13 protein-coding genes are annotated in these 17,189 nt (G+C 71.8%); 11 read left to right on the top strand and 2 right to left on the bottom strand.

Going from position 1 to position 17,189, the window contains the following annotated elements:
* Window positions 1-13 precede the first annotated feature (13 nt).
* The 5 genes from VHU88_14720 (at window position 14) to ppdK (ending at window position 8,858) form a co-directional block, all read left to right on the top strand.
* On the top strand, window positions 14-1,399 hold the full coding sequence (locus tag VHU88_14720) for a glycine--tRNA ligase (protein ID HEX3612936.1): 1,386 nt from the start codon (window positions 14-16) through the stop codon (window positions 1,397-1,399).
* 46 nt (window positions 1,400-1,445) lie between these two features.
* A complete protein-coding gene (gene dusB / locus VHU88_14715; GenBank protein ID HEX3612935.1) occupies window positions 1,446-2,708 on the top strand; it encodes a tRNA dihydrouridine synthase DusB in 1,263 nt (420 codons plus the stop codon).
* A 132-nt stretch (window positions 2,709-2,840) separates the two neighbouring features.
* Window positions 2,841-4,433, top strand: a complete 1,593-nt coding sequence (locus tag VHU88_14710; protein ID HEX3612934.1) for an NAD(P)/FAD-dependent oxidoreductase — start codon at window positions 2,841-2,843, stop codon at window positions 4,431-4,433.
* 6 nt (window positions 4,434-4,439) lie between these two features.
* Complete coding sequence (locus VHU88_14705; GenBank protein HEX3612933.1) at window positions 4,440-6,023, top strand: glycosyltransferase family 39 protein; 1,584 nt, start codon at window positions 4,440-4,442, stop codon at window positions 6,021-6,023.
* A gap of 141 nt (window positions 6,024-6,164) precedes the next feature.
* Window positions 6,165-8,858, top strand: coding sequence for a pyruvate, phosphate dikinase (ppdK, locus tag VHU88_14700; protein ID HEX3612932.1), 2,694 nt, complete (start codon window positions 6,165-6,167; stop codon window positions 8,856-8,858).
* A gap of 30 nt (window positions 8,859-8,888) precedes the next feature.
* Here ppdK and VHU88_14695 read toward each other — a convergent pair whose 3' ends face one another.
* The gene (locus tag VHU88_14695) at window positions 8,889-9,887 is read right to left on the bottom strand and encodes a hypothetical protein (GenBank protein ID HEX3612931.1); all 999 of its coding nucleotides are present in this window, start codon (window positions 9,885-9,887) and stop codon (window positions 8,889-8,891) included.
* A gap of 702 nt (window positions 9,888-10,589) precedes the next feature.
* Between VHU88_14695 and VHU88_14690 the strand changes: the two genes are divergently transcribed.
* A complete protein-coding gene (locus VHU88_14690; protein ID HEX3612930.1) occupies window positions 10,590-11,045 on the top strand; it encodes a hypothetical protein in 456 nt (151 codons plus the stop codon).
* A gap of 57 nt (window positions 11,046-11,102) precedes the next feature.
* Here VHU88_14690 and VHU88_14685 read toward each other — a convergent pair whose 3' ends face one another.
* Window positions 11,103-11,795 carry a hypothetical protein gene (locus VHU88_14685; GenBank protein ID HEX3612929.1) on the bottom strand — a complete coding sequence of 231 codons (693 nt, stop codon included), beginning with the start codon at window positions 11,793-11,795 and terminating at the stop codon, window positions 11,103-11,105.
* Window positions 11,796-12,014: 219 nt separating this feature from the next.
* Here VHU88_14685 and VHU88_14680 point away from each other — a divergent pair, with 219 nt between their 5' ends.
* From VHU88_14680 to hflX, 5 genes are read left to right on the top strand one after another with little or no spacing between them, the layout of a single operon-like run.
* A complete protein-coding gene (locus VHU88_14680; GenBank protein HEX3612928.1) occupies window positions 12,015-13,262 on the top strand; it encodes a deoxyguanosinetriphosphate triphosphohydrolase in 1,248 nt (415 codons plus the stop codon).
* A complete protein-coding gene (locus VHU88_14675; protein ID HEX3612927.1) occupies window positions 13,259-13,888 on the top strand; it encodes a hypothetical protein in 630 nt (209 codons plus the stop codon). The genes VHU88_14680 and VHU88_14675 overlap by 4 nt, the downstream gene beginning before the upstream one ends.
* Window positions 13,885-14,799 (top strand): tRNA (adenosine(37)-N6)-dimethylallyltransferase MiaA, encoded by a 915-nt coding sequence (miaA, locus tag VHU88_14670; protein ID HEX3612926.1) that lies wholly within the window; start codon window positions 13,885-13,887, stop codon window positions 14,797-14,799. Before VHU88_14675 ends, miaA begins: the two co-directional genes overlap by 4 nt.
* Before the next feature lie 19 nt (window positions 14,800-14,818).
* Window positions 14,819-15,724 carry a diaminopimelate epimerase gene (gene dapF, locus VHU88_14665; protein ID HEX3612925.1) on the top strand — a complete coding sequence of 302 codons (906 nt, stop codon included), beginning with the start codon at window positions 14,819-14,821 and terminating at the stop codon, window positions 15,722-15,724.
* On the top strand, window positions 15,721-17,154 hold the full coding sequence (gene hflX / locus VHU88_14660; GenBank protein ID HEX3612924.1) for a GTPase HflX: 1,434 nt from the start codon (window positions 15,721-15,723) through the stop codon (window positions 17,152-17,154). The genes dapF and hflX overlap by 4 nt, the downstream gene beginning before the upstream one ends.
* The last annotated feature ends 35 nt before the right edge of the window (window positions 17,155-17,189 follow it).

Below are 17,189 nucleotides of genomic sequence, written 5' to 3'. Positions count from 1 at the left end.
CGGAGTCCGCCTCTTGTCTCCCGACCGAATCGACGAGATCGTCGGGCTGAGCAAGCGGCGCGGCTTCGGATATCCGTCTGCCGAGATCTACCCCGAATCCGGTCCGGCCGGTATGGGCGTCGAGGTGTTCGCCTCCGCCTGGGACCTCGGGCCGCTGGGTGTGGAGCTCAAGGAGAACATCAAGCGGCAGTGGTGGAAGGTCTGCGTCCGCAGCCGTGAGGACGTCGTCGGGATGGAGTCCGCGGTCATCGCGGCGCCCGCGATGTGGCGGGCCGCGGAGCGGCCGGACGGGCGGCGGATCGCGCTGATCCAGTGCCAGGTGTGCCGACAACGCGTGCGGATCGGCCTGCCCGTCCCGGACAGTCGGGCGCTGGCCGAGATTCGCTGCCCGCACTGCGGCAGTGTCGGGACCTTCGGTGAGCCGCAGGTGCTCGAGGTCGGCGTGCACGCGCGGACCACCATGCCGGACGGCCAGCAGGCGATGCACTTCCTGCGGCACGACCCCATCCAGGGCATCCTGGTCAACTTCGCCAACATCATGCGGTCGGCGCGCCGGCAACCGCCCTTCGGGGTCGCCCAGATCGGTCGCTCGTTCCGCAACGCCGTCGCCACCGACCAGGGCTTTCGCACCAACGAGTTCGAGCAGATGGGCATGGCGTACTTCGTCCAACCCGGTACTGACGCGCACTGGCACCGGTACTGGATCGAGCAGCGCTGGAACTGGTACATCGACCTGGGCCTGCCTGAGCAGGATCTGCGTCGCGTCGAGCGGGACGTCGATCCGCGCGCCGGCGCCACCGCCCGGGCCACCGACATCGAGTTCCGCTACGGGCTGTCGGATGCCACGTGGGGCAAGTTGGAGGCGCTGGCCAACCGCAACGACGCCGACCTGCTGGCACACAGTCGAGCCTCCGGCGTCGACCTGAGCTGCTACGACCAGCGCACGGGCCTGCGGTGGATGCCGTACGTCATCACCCCGACCGCCGGGCTGAACCGCTGTCTGCTGGCTTTCCTGGCCTCGGCGATGTCCGAGGACTTCGCGCCGGACGCCAACGGGGTGGCCAAGCCGCGCAGCGTGCTGCGACTGGACCACCGGCTGTCCCCGGTCAAGGTCGCTGTGCTCCCGCTGTCGCGCAACCCGGAGCTCTCACCAGCCGCCCGCGACCTGGCCGCGGCGCTGCGCCAGGACTGGACCGTCGAGTTCGACGACTCCGGCGCGATCGGCCGGCGATACCGCCGGCAGGACGAGATCGGGACGCCGTTCTGCGTGACCCTGGACTTCTCCGGCCTGGCCGACCACACGGTCACCGTCCGGGAACGTGACACCATGAAGCAGGACCGGGTCTCGCTGGACCGGCTCCAGTCCTATCTCGCCGAGCGACTGCGCGGTTGCTACTGAGCCCATCGGCAGGCCGGCCGGTAAGCCCTTCGGAGGACCGCCTGCCATGACCGTCGTACCGGCCGCCGCGCTGCGCCTGGGGGCGCACGAGGTGTGGCCTCCGGTCGTGCTGGCCCCGATGGCCGGGATCACCAACCGTGCGTTCCGTTCGCTGTGCCGCGACGCCGCGACTGACTCCATCTTCTGTGGGTGTCCGCGCCCTTCGGAGGGGTCGGAAGGGCGCGGACACGCACAGAAGATGGGTGTTTCCGGGGGGTCGGCCGCGCCCGGGCTCTACGTCAACGAGATGGTCACCGCCCGTGGCCTGGTCGAACGCGACCGCACGACCTGGGCGATGGTCGGGTTCGGGGCGCAGGAGCAGCCCCGCAGCCTGCAGCTCTACGGCACCGACGAGGCCTCGATCGGCGCCGCGGTCCGGTTGGTGGTCGCCGAGGACCTCGCCGACCATGTCGACCTCAACTTCGGCTGCCCGGTGGCGAAAGTCACCCGCAAGGGCGGCGGGGCGGCCTTGCCGTTCAAACGCAAGCTGTTCACCCGGGTCGTGCGGGCGGCCGTGGCCGGGGCCGACGGGCGGATCCCGGTCACGGTGAAGATGCGGCTGGGCATCGACGACGAGCACCTGACGTACCTCGACGCGGGTCGGATCGCCGCTGCCGAGGGTGTGAGCTGGGTCGCGCTGCACGCCCGGACCGCGGCCCAGCACTACTCCGGAACCGCGGACTGGTCGGCGATCGCGCGTCTGAAAGAGGCCCTCGACGTCCCGGTGCTGGGCAACGGCGACGTCTGGGAGGCGGCCGATGCGGTCGCGATGATGGCTTCGACGGGCTGCGACGGGGTAGTCGTGGGGCGCGGATGTCTGGGAAGGCCCTGGCTGTTCGGCAATCTCGCCGCCGTCCTGGGCGGTGAGTCGGACCCTGGGCATCCGGGGTTGGAGCAGGTTGTCGCCACGCTGCGGCGGCACGCTGCGCTGATGGCTGCTGACGCCGTGGGTGAGGGCCGCAGCCCATCCGCTGCGGAGCTGTGGGCCTGCCGGGAGATCCGCAAACACATCGCCTGGTACCTGAAGGGGTTCGCCGTGGGTCCCCAGATCCGTAGTTCGCTGGGCCTGGTCGACTCGTTGTCCGAGTTGGACAGCCTGCTCGACCGCCTGGACACCGGACAGCCGTTCCCGGCGGACGCCGTCGGAGTGCCGCGCGGCCGGACCGGCTCGCCGCGGCAGGTGGCGTTGCCCGACGGGTGGCTGAGCGACGCCTTCGCCGACGCGGTCGTCCCCGACGAGACGGGACTGGCGCCGACCTCGGGCGGCTGATTCGGGACCACCCCTTTCATTCCAATTTGGGCACGTGTCGCGCTCCTCAGCTCCTGACGGCTCAGTTGTGGGCAGAAACCCGAAAGAATCCCCCCGGGGATCGCGTCCGTGCGACCGAGAGGAATCACATCGATGGCAGTTGCGGAGCCGACCGCCGAGACGGATCCGGTCGTTGTAGTCGGCGCCGGGCCCGCGGGTCTCACCGCGGCCCTGGAGCTGGTACGACGCGGCCGTCAGGTCGTCGTCCTGGAGGCGACGGACCAGGTCGGTGGCATCAGCCGGACCGAGATGCGGGACGGATGGCGCTTCGACATCGGCGGCCACCGGTTCTTCACCAAGGTCCCTGAGGTCGAGCAGTTCTGGCACGAGGTGCTGCCGGACGAGGACTTCCTCCAACGTCCCCGGATGAGCCGGATCCTGTACGGGGGCAAGCTCTTCGACTACCCGCTGAAGGCGGGCAACGCGCTGAAGGGCCTCGGCATCCTCGAGGCCATCCGCTGCGTGCTGTCCTACGTGTGGGTCCGCGTGCACCCGCCGAAGGACCAGTCGAACTTCGAGGGCTGGGTCGCGGCGCGGTTCGGCTGGCGGCTCTACCGAATCTTCTTCAAGACCTACACCGAGAAGCTCTGGGGCATCCCGGGCACCGAGATCCAGGCGGACTGGGCGGCCCAACGCATCAAGAACCTGTCCCTGTTCGGCGCGATCAAGAACGCGATCCTGCAGCCGAAGGGCCAGACCGAGATCACCACGCTCATCGACCGTTTCCAGTACCCGAAGTACGGGCCCGGGATGATGTGGGAGAAGTGCCGCGACCTCGTCGTGGAGGCCGGCGGCCAGGTGTTGATGGAGACCCCGGTGGTCGCCCTGCACCGCGAGGGCGACCGGGTGCGGGCCGTGACGGTCCTGCGCGAGGGCCGCGAGCAGCTCCTCGAGTGCAGCCACGTGATCTCCTCGATGCCGCTCTCGCAGCTGGTCCTGTCGATGGACCCCAAGGCCCCGAAGGACGTGGCCGACGCCGCCAACGGGCTGGGTTACCGCGACTTCGTCACCGTCGCCCTGGTCGTCCCGGAGTCGGCCGGCTTCCCGGACAACTGGATCTACATCCACACCCCGGGCGTGAAGGTGGGCCGGATCCAGAACTACGGCTCCTGGTCGCCGTACCTGGTCAAGGACGGCCGCACCTGCCTCGGCCTGGAGTACTTCGTCAACGAGGGCGACGGCACCTGGACCGCCTCCGACGAGGAGCTGATCGCGCTGGCCAAGCGCGAACTGGCCCAGCTCGGGCTGATCAAGGGCGCCGCCGTCGAGGCCGGCTACGTGGTCCGGGTCCCGAAGGCGTACCCGATCTACGACGAGGGCTACGACCGCCGCGTCGACGTGATCCGCGACTGGCTGGCCGCACAGACGCTGAACGTGCAGGCCACCGGCCGCAACGGCATGCACCGCTACAACAACCAGGACCACTCGATGGTCACCGCCATGTACGCGGTCGACAACATCTGTGCCCCCGAGAATGAACCCTGGCCGCGCGACCTGTGGTCGGTGAACGTCGAGGAGGAGTACCACGAGGAGAAGCGGTCCGACGGGTCCGGCGGAGGCACGGGCACCGGGGGCACCGGGCGGTCCGCGCCGGTTCTGCCCGCCCGCGTGACCGATGCCTGGAAGCGTGCCCGGGCGGCCGAGGTGAACAACCCCCGAGCTGATCGAGTCTCTGCGAGCCGGTAGCCGATCGTGAGCCTGTTGACCACGCCGGTCCGCGCCGCGGGCCTGCCTGACGTAGCGTCAGAGAGCCGCCGCGAGCGGGTCCTTCGGCGACCCGCCGTGCTGGTCGGTGTGGTCGTGGCGCTCGGTGTCGGGTTGCGGCTGTGGTCGTTCTCGGCTCTCTGGCTCGACGAGTCACAGACCGTCGCGTTCGCCCGGATGCCGCTGTCCGACCTCCCCGACGCGCTGCGCACCGACGGCGCCCCGCCGCTGTATTACGTGCTGCTGCACTTCTGGATGCAGGTGTTCGGCCACGGCGTCTGGGCCATCCGCTCGATGTCGATGCTCGCCTCGATCGCGGCCTTGCCGCTGTCCTGGCGGGTCACCCGGCGGCTGGGCGGTTCCCGGGAACTGGCCGCGGTGGTCCTGCTGCTGCTGTCCTCCAGCCCGTGGGCGATCCGGTACTCCGGCGAGGCCCGGATGTACTCGCTGGTGTTCCTCGAGGTCCTGCTCGGGGTGCTCGCCCTCGAGCGGCTGCGGCGACTGGACGACACCGCGAGCCTGCTGGCGGTCGGCGCGCTGACCGCGGCCCTGCTCTACACCCACTACTGGACCCTGTTCCTGGTGGTCAACGCGGCCGCGTTCCTGCTCGTGGTGGCCTGGCGCCGCCCGATGGAACGGCGCTTCGTGACCCGCGCCCTGACGGCTGGTGCCTGTGGCGCGCTGGCCTACCTGCCGTGGGTGCCCTCGATGCTCTGGCAGTCGCGGCACACCGCGGCGCCCTGGGCCGACACCCCCGACCTCGGCACGCTGGCTGAGCTGCCGATCGACTGGTTCGGCGGCACGGGGCCGGCTGGGATGTGCGCGGGGCTGCTGGTCTCGCCGCTGCTGTTCGTGGCCGTGTTCGGCCGTCGGACGTCCTCGGGGGCGCTGCTGTTCTCCGGGCGACCGGCGCTGCGCAGCGGCCTGCTCGCGGCCTTGCTCGTCGCGACGCTGCTGACCGGGCTGACCTCGGCGGTTGTCTCCGGCAGCGCGGTCGCCATCCGCTACACCGCGGTCGTTGTGCCGGTGTTCATCCTGCTGCTCGCGATCGGGGTGACCCGGCTGCCGCGGCAGGCCGGCCACGCCGCGCTGGCCGTCCTGGTGGCGATCGGGCTTTCCGGCGGCTTGACCGCGGCGACCACCCCGCACACCCAGGCCGACCAGGTGGCCGACGTCCTCAACAAGCACGCCGGCTACGGCGACCTGATCGTCTACTGCCCGGACCAGTTGGCGCCGTCGATCGAGGCCCGTCTGGACGTCGTCGGGGTCAACCGCGTCGAGCTGCCCGCGGAGAAGAATCCCGCGGTCGTCGACTGGACCGACTACATGTCGCGATTGTCCGACTTCAACCCGCAGAACACCGCGCGTTCGATCGTCTCCTACCTCAAGACCCAGTTCGACGCCTCGGTGTGGTTCATCAACGGCTGGGGCTACCGCACGCACGTCTCGGTCTGCGGCCCGTTGCGCGACCGGTTGGTCGCGATGCTGGGCGCCCCGACGTTGATGCACGACGGCCTCGACCGCGGCTACGAGAAGTCGGTCCTGGAGCGCTTCTCCCCGCCCAAGCGCTGAGTCCGGGCGTCAGTAGGCCCCGCCCGGCCCGCTACAACGACCGTCAGGCCGAACGGGTGACCCCGAACCTGGGCTGGGTAGGGTTGGCGGGTCAATCAGGTCGCGATACCCGGTGGGGTATCCGGGGAGGCAGGAAAGCCAGTGCCGAAGTTCGTGTACGACTTCACCGAGGGCAACCGCGACCTGAAGGACCTGCTCGGCGGCAAGGGCGCGAACCTCGCCGAGATGACCAACCTCGGCCTGCCGGTACCACCGGGATTCGTCATCACGACCGAGGCCTGCAAGGCCTACCTCGTCACCGGCTCCGCGCCCGACCAGCTGTCGGAGCAGGTCACCGAGTATCTGCGCGCGCTCGAGGCGAAGATGGGCAAGGCGCTCGGTGCGGCCGATGACCCGCTGCTCGTCTCCGTGCGTTCCGGTGCCAAGTTCTCGATGCCCGGGATGATGGAGACCGTCCTGAACATCGGCCTGAACGACGAGTCGGTGGCGGGCCTGGCCAAGCAGTCCGGCAACGACCGCTTCGCCTGGGACTCCTACCGCCGCCTGCTGCAGATGTTCGGCAAAACCGTGCTGGGCATCGAGGGCGAGCACTTCGAGGACGCCATCGACGCCGCCAAGCGGGCCAAGAACACCACCGCGGACCTGGACCTCGACGCCGAGGACCTGCGCGTGCTGGTGGACGGCTTCAAGGGGATCATCCGGCACCACGCCGGCCGCGAGTTCCCGCAGGACCCGCGGGAGCAGATGGACCTGGCGGTCAAGGCGGTCTTCGACTCCTGGAACGCGCCGCGCGCGATCCTCTACCGCCGCCAGGAGCGCATCCCGGCCGACCTCGGCACCGCGGTCAACGTCTGCACGATGGTGTTCGGCAACCTCGGCATGGACTCCGGCACCGGTGTTGCGTTCACCCGCGACCCGGGCTCCGGCGCGCAGGGACTTTACGGCGACTACCTGGCCAACGCCCAGGGCGAGGACGTCGTGGCCGGCATCCGGAACACGCTGCCGCTGCAGGACCTGGAGAAGCTCGACAAGAGGTCGTTCGACGAGCTGATGGCCATCATGGCCAAGCTGGAGAATCACTACCGCGACCTGTGCGACATCGAGTTCACCATCGAGCGGGGCAAGCTCTGGATGCTGCAGACCCGCGTCGGCAAGCGCACCGCCGGCGCCGCGTTCCGAATCGCCACCCAGCTGGTCGACCAGGGCCTGATCGACCTCGACGAGGCCCTGCAGCGGGTGACGGGGGCTCAGCTGACGCAGCTGATGTTCCCGCGCTTCGACGAGAGCGGTAAGCCCAAGCGGCTCACCAAGGGCATGAACGCCTCGCCCGGCGCAGCCGTGGGCAAGGCGGTCTTCTCCTCGCGCGACGCCGTGGCCTGGGCCGAGCGTGGCGAGGCCGTGATCCTGGTTCGTCGGGAGACCAACCCCGACGACCTCGAGGGCATGATCGCCGCTCGCGGCATTCTGACCTCCCGCGGTGGCAAGACCTCCCACGCGGCTGTGGTCGCCCGCGGCATGGGCAAGACCTGCGTCTGCGGCGCCGAGGAACTCGACGTCGACACCCGCGCGAAGACCATCACCGTCGGTGGTCAGGTGATCCGCGAGGGCGACGTGCTCTCGATCGACGGCTCCTCAGGCGCGGTGTATCTCGGCGAGGTCCCCGTCATGCCCTCGCCCGTGGTCGAGTACTTCGAGGGCCGCCTGAAGCCGGACTCCGCGGACGCCGACGACCTGGTCAAGGCCGTGCACCGGCTGATCGGCCACGCCGACGCCGCCCGCAAGTTGAAGATCCGCACCAATGCCGACACCCCGGAGGACTCGGCCCGGGCCCGGCGCATGGGCGCAGAGGGTATCGGCCTGTGCCGCACCGAGCACATGTTCCTCGGCGACCGGGCTGCCCACGTCGAGAAGCTGATCCTGGCCACCAACGATGACGAGCGCGAGTCGGCCCTGGAGGCCCTGGAACCCCTGCAGAAGCAGGACTTCCTGGAGATCTTCGAGGCGATGGACGGCCTGCCGGTCACCGTCCGGCTGATCGACCCGCCGCTGCACGAGTTCCTGCCGAACCTGACCGAGCTCGCGGTGAAGGTGGCCGTGGCCGAGGCCAAGGGCGAGGATCCGGGCCACGACAAGGAACTGCTGGCCGCGGTCAACCGGCTGCACGAGTCCAACCCGATGCTCGGGTTGCGGGGCGTGCGACTCGGCGTAGTCATCCCGGGTCTGTTCGCCATGCAGGTCCGCGCGATCGCCGAAGCGGCCGCGGAGCGCAAGGCCGCCGGTGGCAACCCGTTGCCGGAGGTCATGATCCCGCTGGTGGGCGCGGTGCAGGAGCTGGAGCTGGTGCGTGATGAGGCGGTCGGCGTGATCGCCGATGTCGTCTCCTCGTCCGGACAGTCCCTGGACATCCCGATCGGCACGATGATCGAGCTGCCGCGGGCCGCGCTGACCGCGGATCAGATCGCCGAGGCCGCCGACTTCTTCTCCTACGGCACCAACGACCTGACCCAGACGACATGGGGCTTCTCCCGCGACGACGTCGAGGCCGCGTTCTTCACCCAGTACCTGGAGAAGGGCATCTTCGGGGTCTCGCCGTTCGAGTCCTTGGACCGCGAAGGCGTCGGCCGCCTGGTTCGTATCGCCAGCACCGAGGGCCGCAAGGTCAAGCCGGGGCTGAAGCTCGGAGTGTGCGGCGAGCACGGCGGCGACCCGGACTCGATCCACTTCTTCGCCGAGGTGGGCCTGGACTACGTGTCCTGCTCGCCGTTCCGGGTGCCGGTCGCCCGGCTGGAGGCCGGCCGCGCGGCGAATTCGGCGGCGGGCAGCGACAGCCGCTGACGCGCGAGCCGGGGCAGGTCGGGGGAAGCTTCAGTCGACCTTCGCAACGAAACCGGTGACCTGGAGTGGCGTGGAGGAACCGGTTTCGCTGCCGGCGGTGCCGGCAGGGCCCAGTTGTCCGTCGGCATCGAAACCCCAGCAGTAGACCTGCCCGCTGTCGAGCAGCGCACAGTTGTGGTACCCGCCGGATGCCAGGGCCACCACCTTGCTTCCGGCGGGCAACCCGGTGATCAGGGTAGGAGCCGGGTCGTCGAGCCCGCCGCTGGGGAAACCGGGGCCGACCTGACCGACGGTGTCTCCTCCCCAGCAGTAGGCGGCACCGTTGTCGAGAACGGCGCAGGTGTGAAGCTCGCCGGCCGCAATACCAATGGCCTTGGTGCCGGGGGCGAGTAGTCCGGCGACCACCACGGGGGTGTTGCTGCCGTCTCCACCGTTCGGTCCGAGCTGCGCGAACTCGTTGAGGCCCCAGCAGTAGGCCTTTCCGTCGTCGAGCGTCGCGCAGGTGTGATTGGTACCGGCTGCCAGGCCCACGACCCTGGTTCCGGCGGGCAGCCCGGTGACCTGCGCGGGGGTGCCGCCGCCGGAACCGCCGTTGGGGCCGAGCTGGCCGTATTGGTTGTCGCCCCAGCAGTACGCGGTTCCGTTGTCGAGCAGGGCACACGCGTGCAGCTCGCCGGCTGCCACGGCGATCGCCTTCGTTCCCGCAGGTAAGCCGGTGAGCTGCACGGGGGTGCCGCCGCCGGAACCGCCCTGCGGGCCGAGTTGGCCGTATCCGTTGTAACCCCAGCAGTAGATCGTGCCCGCGGACAGCAGCGCGCAGGTGAAGGCCCCGCCGGCAGCGACAGCAACTGGCGTGGAGCCTGCGGGCAGGCCGGTGACCACCACGGGGAGAACGGGGGTCGCTGTGCTGTCCTCGCCGCCGTTGGGGCCGAGGTCTCCGACGGTGCTCTGGCCCCAGCAGTAAATGGCACCCTGGGTCGAGATCGCGCAGGTGTGGACCTCGTGGGCGCTGATCGCGACGGCTGTCAACGGCTTGCCGGAAGCGTCGACGACAGTGAGCGGGTTCGGTTGCGGGGCGGAGAGTCCGGCACCGATGGGACTGCCGAGTTCCCCGCCCGAGTTGTCGCCCCAACACTCGATTTGGCCCGACGGGACCAGCGCGCACGTGTGATCCTCGCCGGCGGTGAGAGTCGTGCCGGCGGGAAGCTGCGCCGTACCGGCTGCACCTGGGGCACCTGCGGCCCCGGCGGCGCCGGGGGAACCGGGGGCTCCAGAGCTGCCGCTCGCTCCCCGGGTGCCGAGAAGGCCGCCCGATCCGCCGTTACCACCGTGCGCGCCTTGACCGCCTGCGCTACCGGCGCCGCCGGACCCGCCGGGGCCGCCTGGCCCGCCCGCCCCGGAGGGCGTAACCGGGCCCTGGCCGGCCACATTGCGGCCGGCGCCGCCGGAGCCGCCATCACCCCCGGTCGCACCCGGCGCCCCGGCGCCGCCGGCGGCACCCTGGCCGCCGGCCCCACCGTTCCCGCCTGGACTCAGCAGACCGGAGGCGTCGCCGCCCGCTCCACCCGGCGCGCCGGATCCGCCTGCTCCGCCTGTGACGCCGCTACCTCCGGATCCGCCCGCACCACCGGTCCCGCTCGGTTCGGATCCGAGCCCCGGCCCGCCGGTTCCGCCGGTTCCGCCGGCTGAGCCGAGCGCGCCCGCACCGCCGGGACCCCCCACCCCGGCAGCTTGGCCGGTACCGGCCTGCCCGCCTGCGCCACCCGAACCACCGGGTTGACCGGCCACCGTGCCGTCGGCGCCCGCCCCGCCGGCAGCACCCGTGCTTCCGGTGGTGCCGCCCGCCGCCGGGGCGCCCGGTGCGGGATTCGCCCCTGGGGCGCCGGGTGCGCCGGCGCCGCCCGCTCCGCCCACGCCACCGGCGCCCAACAGGAGTCCGCCCTTACCGCCTTGCCCTCCGGGTTGACCCGGTCCGCCCGGCGCTCCGGCTCCACCGTTTCCGAGCAGTACCGCATCAGCACCGCTCTGTCCCGGCGCGGAGCCTGCGGCGCCGTTGCCGATCAGCGGTCCCAGGAGTGCGATCCGGGACGCCGGCGCTGCCGCGCCGCCGTGTCCCGTTGTGGGCGCGGCGCCGGCGAGTTGAGCCGCGGCGCCAAGGACGCCCGTCGCGAGCACGGCGACGAGTAGCTTGCGCTTGAGCGGTTGGCGAGTCACGGTTTCCCCTTTTCCCGTCGATCGACTTCGTTAGCTCACGGGCCCGGCCGGGCCGTTGACCCCGGGTGAGCCGGAGCCGCCGGCGGATCCGCCCGTGCCGTTCTGACCGGAGGCGCCCGACGGACCTTGGTTGCCGAGCAGGCCGGCTCCGCCGCCGTCCCCACCCGGTCCGGCCGGTCCGCCGCGGCCACCGACCGAGCCCGGGCCGCCCACGGAACCGGGCCCACCCGGCCCACCCGCTCCGCCGGAGCCGCCCGACCCGGCCGCGAGACCGCTGCTGCCGACGCCCCCCGGACCCCCCGCGGCGCCGGTGCCGCCCGCGCCGCCCGACCCGCCGCTGCCCGCGCCGTGAATCGAGTCGGCGGGCGCACCGGCGCCGCCGGGCCCCCCAGCGTGCCCAGGCGCGCCATTCGCGCCGGGGCTGCTGATGCTGCCGGGAGCCGTCTGGTCCGCGCCCGCGGATGCCGTGCCCGCCGCGGACGGGTTCGCTCCGGCGTAGCCGAAGCCGCCGTTCCCACCGTTCCCGCCGTTGCCGACCAGAGCGGCGTTCTGCCCGTCCTGTCCGGGCGCCTGCGCGTCCGAACCGTCACTGGCCACCGAGGGGATCCCGACTGTCGTCCCGGCGGGCGTCACGTGCGCGGCCGCGCCCGCGACCGGTGCGACCAGCGCCCCGCCCGCCGGCACAGCGGCAGCGAACGCGCGACCGAGCCTGCGACGAGCCACGTCTCCTCCGTCAGAGAGGCGCCGGCACCGTGAGCACGCCGGACATCTCCCTTCTAGCGCCGCGGATCACTGTCCGGCCGGGCGTTCCGGGCGCCGTTCACCCGTCCGGCCCCGCAGTTCATGAAGTGCTCACATCGCGGCACGTGCCGGATGCCCATCGCCGGTCTGAGGTGGCGTCACGTCGCCGGATGCGGTGCACCCTCTAATGTCGAGGACGTCATGGAGGACCAGGAACTCCCGGCCGGGTACGAGCCCGCGGACATCGAACGCTGGGTGCTCGAGCCGCCGAAGCGGGCCGGCCGGAACGCGTTCCAGCGCGACCGCGCGCGGGTCCTGCACGCCGCGGCGTTCCGGCGCCTGGCCGCCAAGACCCAGGTCGTCGCCCCGGACAGCGACGACTTCGCCCGCAATCGCCTGACCCACTCCCTCGAGGTCGGCCAGATCGGCCGCGAACTCGGCCGTCGACTCGGGGCCGACCCGGAGCTCGTCGAGACCGCGTGCCTGGCGCACGACCTGGGACACCCGCCGTTCGGTCACAACGGCGAGGACGCCCTGGACCTGGCGGCGGCCGGGTGCGGCGGCTTCGAGGGCAATGCCCAGACGCTGCGAGTGCTGACCCGGCTGGAGGGCAAGACGATCCGGGCCGACGGCAGCAGTGCCGGGCTCAACCTGACCCGGGCGGCCCTGGACGCCACCGTGAAGTACCCGTGGTCGCGGCAGAGTCAGCTGCGCAAGTTCGGCTGCTACGCCGACGACGTCGCCGTGTACCGGTGGCTGCGGGCCGGGCGCCCCGACGGCGTGCGCTGCCTCGAGGCGCAGATCATGGATTTCGCCGACGACGTCGCCTACTCGGTGCACGACGTGGAGGACGGGATCTACGCAGGCACGATCGACCTGCGCTCGTTACGGGCCGACGACGAGCGGGCCGACCTGGCGCAGGTCGTCAAGGAGGCTTACCTGATGGATGTCGGCGGCGCCGAACTCACCGACGCCATCGACACGCTGCTGGCCCAGCCGTTCTGGCCGGCGACCCCGGACCGCACCCGGCGCGGGCTGGCGGCGCTGAAGAACCTGACCAGCCAACTGATCGGCCGGTTCTGCCACGCGGCGGAAGCCGCCACCCGGGGGCACCACGACGGCGCGCAACTGACCCGGTACGCGGCCGATCTGGTCGTGCCTCGCGCCACGCTGGTGGAAGTGGCGCTGCTCAAGGCGGTCGCGGCTCGGTATGTCATGCGGACCCCGTTCCGGGTCGGGGTGCAGGCCCAGGAACGGGTGCTGATCGCCGAACTGGTCGACGCCCTCGACGCCGGTGCCCCGGAGGTCCTCGAGCCGGCGTTCCAGTTCGACTGGGCGGCCGCCGCCGACGACGTGGCGCGGCGCCGAGTGGTGCTGGACCAGGTCGCCTCGCTGTCGGATGCGGGCGCAGCCACCTGGCACACCCGGCTGTGTCGGGGCGGGTCGTGACTGCCGGTGGCGGACACGGACGCGAACGGGTTGTGGTGATCGGGGGTGCCCCGGCGACCGCCAGGTTCGGGCGACCGGGGCCCGACGCCACGGCCGGATTCGGCGCGCCGGGCGCGGAGTTGCCACTTGCCCCGTTGGGTTTCGGTGGTGCGCTGCCGCCGCCGCGACCGCCCCCGTTGCCGTTGCCGTTGTCGCTGAGCGTCGGGCGGCAGCTGCTCGACCGGGTCGGTTGGGCCGGGCCGACGCAGTTCTGGGCGGTGCACGAGGCGGCTGCGCCGGCCGAGTGCGTGGCGCTGGGCAAGCGGCTGACTGACGGGCCGTCAGTCCTGTTGCTGGTCCTGGGCGACGGCAGCGGGGTGGGCCGCAACGCCCCGCCGGGCGCCGCGGTCGCGGCCGCCGAGCCGTTCGACGACGCGGTGTGGACGGCGCTGAGCACCGCCGACGCCGCCGCGCTGCTGCGGGTCGACCCGGTGTGCGCGGCCGAGCTGAAGGCCGCCGGTCGCGCCGCCTGGCAGGTGCTCGCCGGGGCCGTCGAGGCCGCCGGTGGGCCGTGGTCGGCGAGCGCCCTGCACCGGGAATGCCCTTATGGCGTCGGGTATTTCGTGGCTGCCTGGCAGCGGCGATGACGCGGTCGCTGCTGGCGGTGGTCGGCCCTACCGCCTCCGGCAAGTCGGCTCTCGGCGTGGCACTGGCGCGGGAGTTGGGTGCCGAGGTGATCAACGCCGACTCGATGCAGCTCTACCGCGGCATGGACATCGGCACCGCCAAGCTGACGCAGGCCGAGCGCGGTGGCGTCCCGCATCACCTGCTCGACATCTGGGACGTCCGGGAGCCGGCCGCGGTGGCCGAGTACCAGCGGTTGGCCCGCGACCGCATCGCCGTCCTGCAGGCGGCCGACCGGGCCGCCGTGCTCGTCGGCGGCTCCGGGCTCTACGTCCGCGCGGTGCTCGACGACCTGGCGTTCCCCGGCACCGATCCGGCGGTACGCGGCCGGCTGGAGTCCGAGGCAGCCGATGCCGAACCGGGCGCGCTGCACGCCCGGCTGGCTGCCCTGGACCCACAGGCCGCGGCCCGGATCCTGCCCGGCAACACCCGACGGATCGTCCGCGCCCTGGAGGTCATCGAGCTGACCGGGGCGGCGTTCACCGCTTCGCTGCCCGCGCCGGTCTACCGGCAGCCGGCACTGCAGATCGGGTTGCGCGTCGACCGTGACGAGCTCGACCGGCGGATCACCGAGCGGGTCGCGGCGATGTGGGAAGCCGGGTTCGTGGCGGAGGTCGCCGGGTTGGCGGTCGACGGCCTGCGGGAGGGCCGCACGGCCTCGCGGGCGCTGGGCTACGCGCAGGTGCTCGACCAACTCGACGGCCGCTGCTCGGCCGAGGAAGCCCGCCAGGCGACAGTCGCGGCGACCCGGAAGTTCGCCCGGCGGCAGGAGCGGTGGTTCGCCCGCGACCCGCGCGTGGCGTGGCTGGACGGCCTGCGGCCGGACCTGGTCGCCGCGGCGTTGCGCCTCGTTGCCGAGCAACCGGAGTCGTAAGAACGTAATCTTGTTCGTGATGACGCAGCCGCTGCCGTTCGTGAAGGGTCACGGGACCGAGAACGACTTCGTCCTCCTGCCGGACCCGGCGGGCAGGCTGACCCTCGCCGCGGCGCAGGTCGCGGCGATCTGCGACCGGCGCGCGGGCATCGGCGGCGACGGGATCCTGCGGGTGGTGCGGGCCGACGCCGACCCGGTCGCCGCGGACCAGGCCGGCCAGGCGCAGTGGTTCATGGATTACCGCAACTCCGACGGTTCGATCGCCGAGATGTGCGGGAACGGGCTACGGGTGTTCGCCCGCTTCCTGGTGGACGAGGGGTTGGCAAAGCCGGGCGAGTTCGTGGTGGCCACCCGAGGCGGCCCGCGAACGGTCCGGTGCCCGGAATCGGGTCCGGTCACCGTCGACATGGGCGAGGCGACATTTCCCGAGGTCGGCGAGGTCAGGGTCACCGTCGGACAGCGGTCGTGGCCGGCCACCGCGGTGCTCATGCCCAATCCGCACGCGGTCAGCTTCATCGAGGATCTCGGGCAGGCCGGCGACCTGCTCCACGCCCCGCTCGTCGACCCTCCCGGGGCGTTCCCCGACGGCGTCAACGTCGAGTTCGTGGTCGACGCAGGCCCGGGACACCTGGCGCTGCGGGTCCACGAGCGTGGGTCGGGGGAGACCCGCTCCTGCGGCACCGGCGTCTGTGCGGTGGTGGCCGCGGCGATGCGCGCCGGGCGGGTGCCGCCCGGGCGGTGCACTGTCGACGTCCGCGGCGGGCGGTTGGAGATCGAGACCTCCGGGTATGACCGGGTTCTGATGACCGGGCCGGCCGTGCTGGTCGCCCGGGGCCAGTGGCTGGGCGGAAACGACTGGGAATCCGGACGCTCCGCATGGGACGCTGCGATGGAGATCTCCGGCCTGGGAATCGGGAGCGTATGACGAGTACCAACGCGTGGGAGTTCGACGAGTTCGACGAGTCCGAGTCGCTCGACCCGGACGGCGACCAGCTCGACCTGGCCGAACGTCACGCATTGCGTCGGGTGCCGGGGCTGTCAACCGAGCTGGTCGACGTCACCGAGGTCGAGTACCGGCAGCTGCGGCTGGAGCGGGTCGTCCTGATCGGGGTCTGGACCTCCGGGACCGGCGCCGAGGCCGAGAACTCCTTGCACGAACTGCGCCGGCTGGCCGAGACGGCGGGTGCGGTGGTCCTCGACGGGTTCGTGCAGCGGCGCGTCCGGCCCGACCCGGCGACCTATGTCGGTTCCGGCAAGGCGAAGTCGCTGGCAGAGGTCATCGTCGCGACCGGCGCCGACACCCTGATCTGCGACGGTGAACTGACCCCCGGCCAGTTGGTGCAGCTGGAGAACGTGGTCAAGGTCAAGGTCATCGACCGGACCGCGCTGATCCTCGACATCTTCGCCCAGCATGCGAAGTCCCGGGAGGGCAAGGCGCAGGTCGAGCTGGCGCAGCTGCAGTACATGCTGCCGCGGCTGCGTGGTTGGGGTCAGTCGATGTCCCGGCAGGGTGGTGGCCGGGTGGCCGGCGGTGCCGGTATCGGTGGCCGCGGGCCAGGTGAGACGAAGATCGAGACGGACCGCCGGCGGATCCGGACGAGGACGGCGAAGCTGCGCCGGGAGATCACCGAGATGAGCACGGCTCGGGAGACCCAGCGCACCGAGCGGCGCCGGCACGGGGTCGCCTCGGTGGCGATCGTCGGATACACCAACGCGGGCAAGTCCTCGCTGCTGAACCGGCTCACCGGCGCCGGAGTGCTGGTCGAGAACGCGCTGTTCGCGACCCTGGATCCGACCGTCCGCCGGGCGACGACCCCGGACGGGCGCGAGTTCACGATCACCGACACGGTCGGGTTCGTCCGGCATCTGCCGCACCAGTTGGTCGAGGCGTTCCGCTCCACGCTGGAGGAGATCGGCCAGGCCGACCTGATCCTGCACGTGGTCGACGGCTCCGACGCGGAGCCCGAGGCGCAGCTGAGCGCCGTCCGTGCCGTGCTCGCCGAGATCGATGCCCGCGACGTGCCTGAGCTGGTGGTGGTGAACAAGTCGGACGCGGCCGACCCGTACGTGCTCGAGCGCCTGGTGCGCCGGGAGTCCAGCGCCGTGGTGGTGTCGGCGCGCAGCGGCGCCGGGCTGGACGGGCTGATCGCCGCGATAGCGGCCGCGATCCCGCGGCCGGAGATCGAGGTCGACGTGCTCGTGCCCTACGAGTTCGGCGCCCTGGTGGCCCGGGTACATGAGCAGGGCGACGTGCTGGAGCTGGAGCACACCGGCCGGGGGACCCGCCTGCGGGCCCGGGTCGGTGAGGCGCTGGCCGCCGAACTCGCGCCGTTCTCCACAGCGAATCAGTCCTGACCGCACCCCGGCGGCTGGTGCTTTAGTCTCGGCCG

The sequence above is a fragment of the Sporichthyaceae bacterium genome, from assembly GCA_036269075.1.
Classification (GTDB): domain Bacteria; phylum Actinomycetota; class Actinomycetes; order Sporichthyales; family Sporichthyaceae; genus DASQPJ01.
Note: the sequence above shows the minus strand (reverse complement) of the source record. Positions and strands in the feature narration are given on the sequence as shown.